Annotated in this window: 6 protein-coding genes and 1 pseudogene; 3 read left to right on the top strand and 4 right to left on the bottom strand. The window is 40.3% G+C overall.

From position 1 onward, the window contains the following. Positions 1-60: 60 nt before the first annotated feature. Both ACR2F7_RS01285 and ACR2F7_RS01280 read right to left on the bottom strand, forming a co-directional pair. Entirely contained in the window at positions 61-1,233 is a 1,173-nt protein-coding gene (locus ACR2F7_RS01285; protein WP_432711802.1) for an acyl-CoA dehydrogenase family protein, read from the bottom strand. A 307-nt stretch (positions 1,234-1,540) separates the two neighbouring features. Beyond that, positions 1,541-2,125 (bottom strand): hypothetical protein, encoded by a 585-nt coding sequence (locus ACR2F7_RS01280; RefSeq protein WP_432711801.1) that lies wholly within the window; start codon positions 2,123-2,125, stop codon positions 1,541-1,543. Positions 2,126-2,527: 402 nt separating this feature from the next. Here ACR2F7_RS01280 and ACR2F7_RS01275 point away from each other — a divergent pair, with 402 nt between their 5' ends. Then, complete coding sequence (locus ACR2F7_RS01275; RefSeq protein ID WP_432711800.1) at positions 2,528-5,653, top strand: SusC/RagA family TonB-linked outer membrane protein; 3,126 nt, start codon at positions 2,528-2,530, stop codon at positions 5,651-5,653. A 42-nt stretch (positions 5,654-5,695) separates the two neighbouring features. Further along, entirely contained in the window at positions 5,696-7,129 is a 1,434-nt protein-coding gene (locus ACR2F7_RS01270) for a SusD/RagB family nutrient-binding outer membrane lipoprotein (protein ID WP_432711799.1), read from the top strand. Between the two features lie 330 nt (positions 7,130-7,459). Here ACR2F7_RS01270 and ACR2F7_RS01265 read toward each other — a convergent pair whose 3' ends face one another. Beyond that, complete coding sequence (locus ACR2F7_RS01265; protein WP_432711798.1) at positions 7,460-7,987, bottom strand: adenine phosphoribosyltransferase; 528 nt, start codon at positions 7,985-7,987, stop codon at positions 7,460-7,462. Continuing rightward, the gene (locus tag ACR2F7_RS01260; RefSeq protein WP_432711797.1) at positions 7,984-8,928 is read right to left on the bottom strand and encodes a ComEA family DNA-binding protein; all 945 of its coding nucleotides are present in this window, start codon (positions 8,926-8,928) and stop codon (positions 7,984-7,986) included. Before ACR2F7_RS01260 ends, ACR2F7_RS01265 begins: the two co-directional genes overlap by 4 nt. A gap of 76 nt (positions 8,929-9,004) precedes the next feature. Between ACR2F7_RS01260 and ACR2F7_RS01255 the strand changes: the two are divergent. Beyond that, a pseudogene (locus ACR2F7_RS01255) lies at positions 9,005-9,520 on the top strand (lysophospholipid acyltransferase family protein); the annotation flags it as partial.

Raw genomic sequence — 9,520 nt, 5'->3', positions numbered from 1 at the left:
CTTTCCGGTCTTGAAATAAATATATTTGGTTAGAATATGCGGTTTAAATATTATTCCAAGTTATGTATTTAATACTTCTCTTGCAATAACAATCTTTTGTATTTCAGAAGTTCCTTCTCCGATGGTACATAATTTACTGTCACGGTAAAACTTCTCTACAGGGAAATCTTTTGTATAACCATAGCCTCCAAAAATCTGTACAGCTTCTGTAGCGGCCCTAACACAAACCTCAGAAGCATAGTATTTCGCCATAGCGGATTCCTTCGTCATTTTCATTCCGCGGTTTTTCATGTCCGCTGCCTGTCTGATTAATAAATCTGCAGCTTCAATTTCTGTAGCCATGTCAGCCAGTTTAAAACTTATACCCTGGAAGCTAGCTATTGGTTGTCCAAATTGATGGCGTTCTTTAGCATAAGCCAGCGCTGCTTCATAAGCACCTTTGGCAATCCCTAATGCCAGTGCGGCAATAGATATTCTTCCACCATCTAAAACTTTCATGGCTTGCTTAAACCCTTCACCAACATTGCCCAGGAGATTTTCTTTAGGCACCCTGCAATTGTCAAAGATCATTTCTGTGGTTTCCGAAGCACGCATGCCCAGTTTATTCTCTTTTTTACCAGCAGAAAAACCCGGTGTACCTCTTTCTACCACAATGGCAGAAATTCCTTTGGCATTGCCAGATTCACCTGTGCGCACCATTACGACAGCAATATCACCAGATTTACCATGGGTAATCCAGTTTTTTGCGCCATTGATTACGTATTCATCACCATCAAGGGTGGCGGTGGTCATCATTCTTAAGGCATCAGAACCTGTATTAGCTTCTGTCAAACCCCAAGCCCCTATCCATTCTGCCGAAGCCAGTTTAGGCAACCATTTTTGTTTCTGCTCTTCACTGCCGAAGGCAAGAATATGGCCAGTACATAAAGAGTTATGGGCCGCTACAGAGAGTCCTATAGAACCACAAACTTTTGCCACTTCCACAATTACATCAACATATTCCTGGTAGCCAAACCCAGAACCTCCATAAACTTCAGGAACCAGTACGCCCATTAACCCCAGTTCACCCAGTTGTTTAAACAATTCAACGGGGAAGTGTTGTGCTTCATCCCATTCCATTACATGCGGACGAATATTTTTATCCGCAAAATCTTTTACCATTCTTCTGATCATCATTTGATTTTCAGAGATAGCAAAGCTATATCCTAACGAATCTTCTAACGTTGCTTGCATGTTATTCAATGAATTTAGACAATTATAAACAATAATTTAAAAGAACTGTACAAAGAAAATTCTTTATAAAGTAGTACAAAATGGTATTTAGTTCAATAACCGTTAAGCTTTGGAAACAAAGCCTTATAGCGGCCTTAAAAAAAATAAAAAATATTTTTTACTAATTTTAGAATTATGGCATTTTCAGTAAATACACCTATAATTTACATAAATGGAATTTCATCAGCAAAATACAATTTATTTTTAAGATTTCAGCAATTACAGCTGATCTTCCCCAAGCGAAAAGATACAGGTGACGGAATTCTCCTTATATATGTTTGATGATAGTTTTGATATTGATATCCTTTAAAACTTTAGCCGGAATGCCACCCAATAAAACATTCTCCTGTTCAAATGTTTTGCCTACGCAGGCATTGGCCGCAATAGCCGTATTGTTGGCGATGCTTATTCTTCCAAAAATTTTAACCCCTGGCGCTATATATACATTGTTACCAATTACAGGTGCCCCTAACATTCCGCCAGATTCCCCAATATTGGTATTTGCATGTATCCTGCAATTAGCCCCTACCCTGGTATTGCCATTTACCACAATAGTTCCGTAATGCACAATGGCCAGCCCCGGACCAAAAACATTCGCTGGGATGGTAAAACTGAGTTTAATGGATAGTTTTAAAAACCTGATTCTTAAATACAGGTAATACATGTTCCTTAAGGGATTAGCGTCTTTAGTATTCTTATAATACTCTACCTTTCTGAGTAACCGCTGAAACCGCCATATATAATCAGGAAGTACATAATCCTTTAAAGTAGTTGTAAAATTCATTGGCTGTCTGCCTAAAGCAATTCGATCGGCATCTATATAGTCTTTATAGTCCTTTTTATTTAAAATCATTTTACCTTATAAATTTTCGGGTGTTACACCATGCTGGATATCCATCAAATAAATATATGTAAATATATATTTAAGAATACGCATGTTTAACAACAATGTTTTAACATAGCTGTAAATATATTTATAAGATATAAATTCCCTGTCGTGAAATAATTAACGGTGTTGCTCATGGCCAATTTTAATGATTTTCATTAACTCCCTGTGCACGAGACATCAACCTCAATTAGGCTTCTACGCTAGTCAATGAGCCCTTTTGTCTGCCAAATCTCAGAAAATCAAATTATGTTAAATAATCTATAGGTTTAGTAGATTATTCCTAGCTTTGTAAAAATAAAAGGCCATTATAAGCGATAATAGCCCGTGTGCATTGTTAATCAAAAAGTAAAATAAACACTAGTTTTCATGAAAAACATTTACCAAATTGTAATTGGACTCTGCTTGTCCCTATTGGTGGTACAGCCAGTTGCAGCGCAAACCATCACTATTTCAGGCACAGTGACGGAGAAATCTAATGGCGGCCCTCTGCCGGGCGTGAGCATATATATTAAGAATACACGCACAGGCACCCAAACCGATCAAAATGGAAAATTCAGTATCTCTGCCAAACCTGGCGATATCCTCACCGTAAATTACCTGGGCTTTAGTCAACAGGAAGTTCCGGTTACGGCAGCAACAAAAGTGCTGACCGTACAGCTGGAAGAGGCCGCTAACTCCCTCAGCGAAGTGGTGGTAACGGCGCTGAACATCAGCAAAGAGAAAAAATCATTAGGTTATGCCGTACAGGAACTTAAATCAAAAGATCTTTCTGAAGCTCGGGAAACCAACCTTGTCAACGCCCTATCAGGAAAAGTTGCCGGTGTGCAAATTACCAACAGCCAGGGCGATATGGGTTCTTCAAGGATCATCATCCGTGGAGAAACTTCCATTTCTGGAAATAACCAGCCGCTTTTCGTGATCGATGGCGTACCTGTAGACAACACCCAGAACTTAGGTAATGCTGGCTCAAGGGATTTCGCAAATACCATTTCAGACATCAATGCCGAAGACATAGAATCAATGAGTGTTTTAAAAGGCCCAAATGCTGCCGCACTTTATGGCTCAAGGGCTGCTGCCGGGGTAGTATTGATTACCACTAAAAAAGGTACCGGTGCCCAGGGTTTAGGCATCTCGGTTAACAGCAACACTTCTTTTTCAAACTTATTAACCCTGCCAGATTACCAAAACTCCTTCGGACAAGGAGCAAACGGTGAATTCAGTTATGTTGATGGTAAAGGTGGTGGTTTAAATGATGGTGTAGATGAAAGCTGGGGACCAAGGTTAGATGGTCGTTTAATTCCACAATTTAATTCAAACGGTGTCCCTGTTCCTTTCATAGCTCATCCTAATAATGTGCGCGACTTTTTCAATACGGGTGTAACCTTAAACAATGGTGTTGCCATTGCCAATGCCAGCGACAAATATAACCTGCGTTTCTCTTACAATAACTTAGACCAAACAGGGGTAATTCCAAACTCATCGCAGTCTAAGAATTCGTTCCTATTGAATACAACTTATAAAATAACACCTAAGTTAACCTTAGGCGCAATGGCAAACTATATAAACAGCAGTGCAGACAACTTGCCGGGTTCTGGTGGCCGCAGGGCAACAAGTACCATGTTGCAGTTTACCTGGTTTGGCCGACAAGTGGATGTGAGCCAACTGAAAAAATATAAAGATGACCAGGGCAACAACATCAACTGGAATAACAGCTATTACAGTAACCCATACTTCCTAGCCTATGAAAATACCGTAGGCCAGGTGCGTAACCGACTTATTGGTAATGTAGAGTTGAATTATAAAATTATTGAAGGCCTTTCGGCAAACTTCAGGTCTGGTAACGATTACTATACCGACCGCAGAAAGATCAAAATCGCTTATGGCACCAATGGTACTCCTTTTGGTTCTTATGAAGAAGATGCTTACACCTTTAACGAAAACAATACAGAGGCTCGTTTAGATTTTACCAAACAACTGAACCAGGATTTTAACCTTGACGTTTTAGTTGGTGGAAACATCAGAACCAGTACTTTTGAAAACAATAACCAAAAAGCAACAAAACTGGCAGTAGGCGGACTATATACCCTTAGCAATTCACAGGATCCGCTGATCTCTTCAAATATTTATAGCAAACAAAAAGTTTACAGTGCTTTTAGTTCAGCACAAATTGGTTTTAGAAGATACGCTTACTTAAACTTAACAGCAAGAAACGACTGGTCCTCTACCCTGCCAGCAGCCAACCGTTCTTATTTTTACCCATCAGCAAATGCCAGTTTTATCATTACCGAAGCCTTTGGCATACAAAGCGATGTTTTAAATTATGCTAAACTTCGTGGTGGATGGTCTAAAGTAGGTAAAGATGCAACACCTTACCAATTGATCAATACTTATGATTTTACGGCACCCTTTGATGGTAACCCACAGCAGAACTTAAATGCCACAGACCTGAACCCCAACCTGAAACCAGAGACCACTAAAGCGACGGAGTTAGGCCTTGAACTGGGCTTCTTTGACAACAGGATCAGACTAGACTTCGGCCTGTACAATTCAAACAGTATCAACCAGATTTTAAGTCTTGATGTTAGTCCGGCAACAGGCTTTAGCCGCAAGCTGGTTAATGGCGGCACCATTAACAATAAAGGTATTGAAACCATGCTGAGCGTTACGCCAATTAAAAAAACAGATTTCAGCTGGGATATTAGCTTAAACTACTCGCTGAACCGCAGCAAGGTAAAATCATTGTACGAAGATGTGCAAAGTTTTGTGTTAGGCACTGATGGAACAGTACAGGTATTGGCTACTATCGGTCAACCTTATGGTACCATTTTTGGTAATGCCTATGAAAGAAATGCAGCAGGACAAATAATTGTGGAAGCCGATGGTACACCAGCCATCAGTCCCAGCAAGAAAATTTTGGGTAAATACCCTGCAGATTGGTTAGGCGGCATCACCAACAGCTTCAGGTATAAAGACTGGAATTTAAGTGTGTTGGTAGATGCACATATTGGTGGCCAGATTTATTCAGGTACCAATAGCACAGGAACCTATACAGGTGTGCTAGCCACAACATTACCAGGTCGTGGTGCAGAAAATGGTGGCTTAACTTATACGAGTGCCAATGGTACTGTTCATGACGATGGTCTTATTTTTCCAGGTGTAAAGGCAGACGGATCACCAAACACCACTATTGTGCCTGCAGAATCTTACTATAAAGCATTAACCAATGCTGATGAAGATTTTGTTTACAGTGCCACTTATGTTAAATTAAGAGAGGTCAAATTAGGTTATACCTTGCCAAAGCAATGGGTAAAATCTATAGGCTTTCAAAATGCTACGGTATCATTGGTAGGCAGAAACTTATTGATTCTGCATAAAGATGCACCTAATATAGACCCAGAAACTGCTTTTAACACCGGTAACGGACAAGGTTTAGAAGATTTAACACTACCAAGTGTACGTCAGATTGGCTTCAATCTTAACTTCAAATTCTAAATCCTGATCGCTTTATCACGTTAAAATATTAATTGAAACAAAATGAAAACAAAATATATCCCCTTCCTCCTTTCCAGCTTGCTCTTATTAACGTTCAGCTCCTGCAAAAAGTCACTGGATGAAGCTAATGTTAATCCCAATGCTTCTGAAACCGCGCAGCCAGAGTTCTTATTAACTGCAGCTATTAAAAATACAGCAGACACCTATTGGGGTACTGCCAATAACATGAATTCAAGCTTGTTATTTGTGCAGCACTGGGCAGCCATACAATATACAGATGCTGACCGCTATATTTTACCCAACACCAGCTTTCAGGACCTGTGGACTGTAGGTTACAGCAAAAGTATTGTGAACCTTAACCAGATACTTAAAATTGCTGAAGCTAATGGCAACAGCAATTATAAAGGTGTAGCATTAGTTCTACGCTCCTGGGTATTTTGCCTGGAAACAGATGCTTATGGCGATGTGCCTTATACCCAGGCGGGAGACATTGCAACCTATCTTGCGCCAAAATATGACAGCCAGAAAGATGTTTACCTGGGTTTGTTAAATGATTTAAAAACTGCGCAAGATGCTTTAAACCCAACAGGTACTGCTATCCGTGGCGATGTGATCTATGCAAACAACATCGCTAAATGGAAAAAATTTGCCAATGCACTAAGATTGAGGATTGCTTTGAGAATTGCCGACCGCGAACCGGCTTTGGCAAAAGAAGTGTTTACAAGTGTACAGGCTGAAGGTGCTAACCTCATTAGCAGCAATGCCGAAAATGCACAGTTGACTTACAAAAGTTCACCCAACCAAAACCCGGTCAGTAATATATTTGATACCCGTAATGACCATCGCATCAGCAAAACGATGGTAGACCGCCTAAAAAGTTTGGATGATCCACGCTTGCCTGTTTATGCAAGTAAGGCAGATTCTACTCAATTGTATACAGGTGTGCCAAACGGTTTATTAACGGGAGATGCTGCTGCTTTAGGCTTAACGCGCACTTCTAAACCTGGCGCTTATTTTCTTGCGCCTGCTGCCCCTGCTGTCATCATCAGCTATGCTGAAGTATTATTTGACCGTGCCGAGGCTGCTGCCCGTGGCTTTACCACAGAAAATGCTGCCGATTTATACAAACAGGCTGTGGAAGCTTCTTTAGCACAATACGGTATATCAACAACTGAGACTAACGCTTATACCGCAAAACCTGAAGTACAATATAATGCAGCGAACTATAAAAAATCTATCGGCGACCAGAAATGGATTGCCTTATTTGGCCAGGGCTTAGAGGCTTTTGCCGAATGGAGAAGGTTAGACTACCCAGTATTGACACCAGCTGTTGCAGGTGCTTTAAACGGTAAAATGCCAGTACGCTTTATTTACCCGGGTACAGAGCAAGCCTTAAACCCTGAAGGTTACAAGGCTGCCGTAGCTAACCAGGGGGCAGATTTATTGACTACCAAACTATGGTTTGACGTAAATTAAAAAACAAAGTTATTAATTGAAAGAGGCCGTATCGTTGAAAAATGATACGGCCTCTTTCATGGAATTAACTTTCTGAAAGGTATGATAAACCTATTAGTTTCCATAGCGTTTAGAGGGCGTTGGTAGGGCCTTCGTAGGGCCCACCTATATCGATTGATAACTGAAGGCCCTCTCAATGCCCTCCAAATGCCAGCTTACCGATTAGGTAAATATTACATGCCGTAAAGTTGTCTAAAACAGAAAGATCCCGTACCATTTATCATGATACAGGATCTTTTATATTTTAGGGTTAACGACAAGAAAAGAATAAACTACTGATCGGTTTCTGGATTAATAAGATGCTAAAGCGAAAGTTTCTGGCGTATATTCAGCCAACCTGCTTCTGCCATTTAAGAAATCAAGTGCTATGATAAAAGAACAGCCTGAAACCTCTGCACCAAGCTTGGCAATTAATTTAGAAGCCGCCACCACCGTACCACCGGTAGCCAACAAATCGTCATGGATCAATACTTTTTGTCCGGCTAATAAAGCATCTTCATGCAATTCCAGCACCGCACTGTCGTACTCCAGTGTATAATGTTGTTGTATAGTTTTAAAAGGAAGTTTACCCGCTTTGCGGATCGGTACAAAAGGAACTTTTAAGGCTTGTGCCAATAAAATGCCGAATAGAAAACCACGGCTTTCAATACCGGCTACCACATCTATCTGCACATCTTTTAACTGCAAGGCAAGGGCCGCAGTAATTTCACTGCACAGTTGTGCATCTTTTAAAATGGGTGTAATGTCTTTGAAGATGATGCCTGGTTTAGGAAAATCAGCTACATCTCTAACTGTACTTTTTATTTTTGCTTCAATCATGGGGTAAACAATAGGTAAGGTAGCAATTTCTCCAGTGTTTCCGGAGATAAAATAGCCACTTTTTTTAAGTCCTCAAAATTACTATAATTTCCGTGTTGTTCCCTATACTGTAAAATAGCGTTTACTTGCTTATACCTTAAATATGGATTATTTTTAAAGTCTTCATACTTTACTGTATTGATATTTACCATTTTAACTAAAGAAAGATCTATAAACACCTGGTCTTTGATACTTGAAAATTTGACTGTATCTAAACCAAACACCTCCATCAGCTGCTCTTTTTTATGAAAGCCACCCAAGCGTTCGCGATAATGGATGATGCGCCTGGCAAAAGCAGGCCCTATACCCCTTATCTTTTCTAATTCGGTGCTATCAGCACCGTTAATTTCTACCTGGATAACTGTAGCAGGCTGTTTTATATAGGCTGGAGCTACCGGCCATTGTTTATCTGGTTCTTTGAATAAGGCTGCATTGATGCGAATATAAGGCTGGAGCCTTTGGTAAGCCTCAGCAGACACCACAAACATTTTCTGCAGGTCTTCGGGTTTTCTAAATTTTCCTCCTTTGGCTACATATTTCAAAATCGACTGCGCCTGCTTTAGCGAAAAACCAAGGTCCTCCCATCCCTGCTGATCTGTAGTATTTGGATCAAAGGTTGTTAAATGCAAAGGTCTTTCTTCTTTAGCGAAGCGCTTATTTGCCGCATTCATCCCTTCCCTAGCAGACCTATCAGCAGAATGATCAAGGCCAGGTTTTAACTGAAGCAAGCTATCCAAAGAGATTTTGGCTTGCTGTGCCAACCGCAGGTCGGGCTTAAAAGGCCGCAGCAAGGGGTAGACCACAGGTAGCATGGTAACGAGTATAATCAACACAAACAAGACCAACAGGCCATTATATTCTCCTTTGGTGACATCAAAATACTTTACTAACCATTTTCTCATCACCCTTTAAGGTACTACTGAAATATAAGAATATAAAGCTTATTTTTGCGAACATCAGAATTATTAAAACTCTTTAATGGAAATTATAAGTACTGCTGAATTTGCCAAGGCCACCAAAATTGATAAGCTAGGCGTACCAGGACTGGCTGCGCTGTTGATGGAAGTGATGAAATTAAACGACATCAACAAGGTATTCTCTCAAAACCAGCATTTTAACGGTCTTGAATTTGTAGATAAAATTTTAGAAACCATAGGCGTTGAAATCGACTTTGATGAAAACGACCTTAAAAATATCCCTAAAACAGGTGGTTTCATTGCCATTGCCAATCACCCTTATGGCGGTGTAGAAGGCCTGGCCATGGTTAAATTATTATGTACCGTAAGGCCGGAGGCTAAGGTAATGGTTAACTTTATTTTAAAGAAAATCCCTAACCTCAACGAGTTTTTTGTGGCGGTTAACCCCTTCGAAAATATACAGCATTCATCAAGCATCAGTGGCTTAAAAACCACTTTCGATTTATTGCAAAAAGGTATCCCTATCGGTATTTTCCCTGCCGGTGAAGTATCTACTTTCAGCATCGACAAGCAGGAA

The organism is Pedobacter sp. (assembly GCF_045628745.1).
In the GTDB taxonomy this organism is placed as follows: domain Bacteria; phylum Bacteroidota; class Bacteroidia; order Sphingobacteriales; family Sphingobacteriaceae; genus Pedobacter.
The sequence above is the reverse complement of the archived record's forward strand: the minus strand, read 5'-3'. Positions and strand labels throughout refer to the sequence as shown.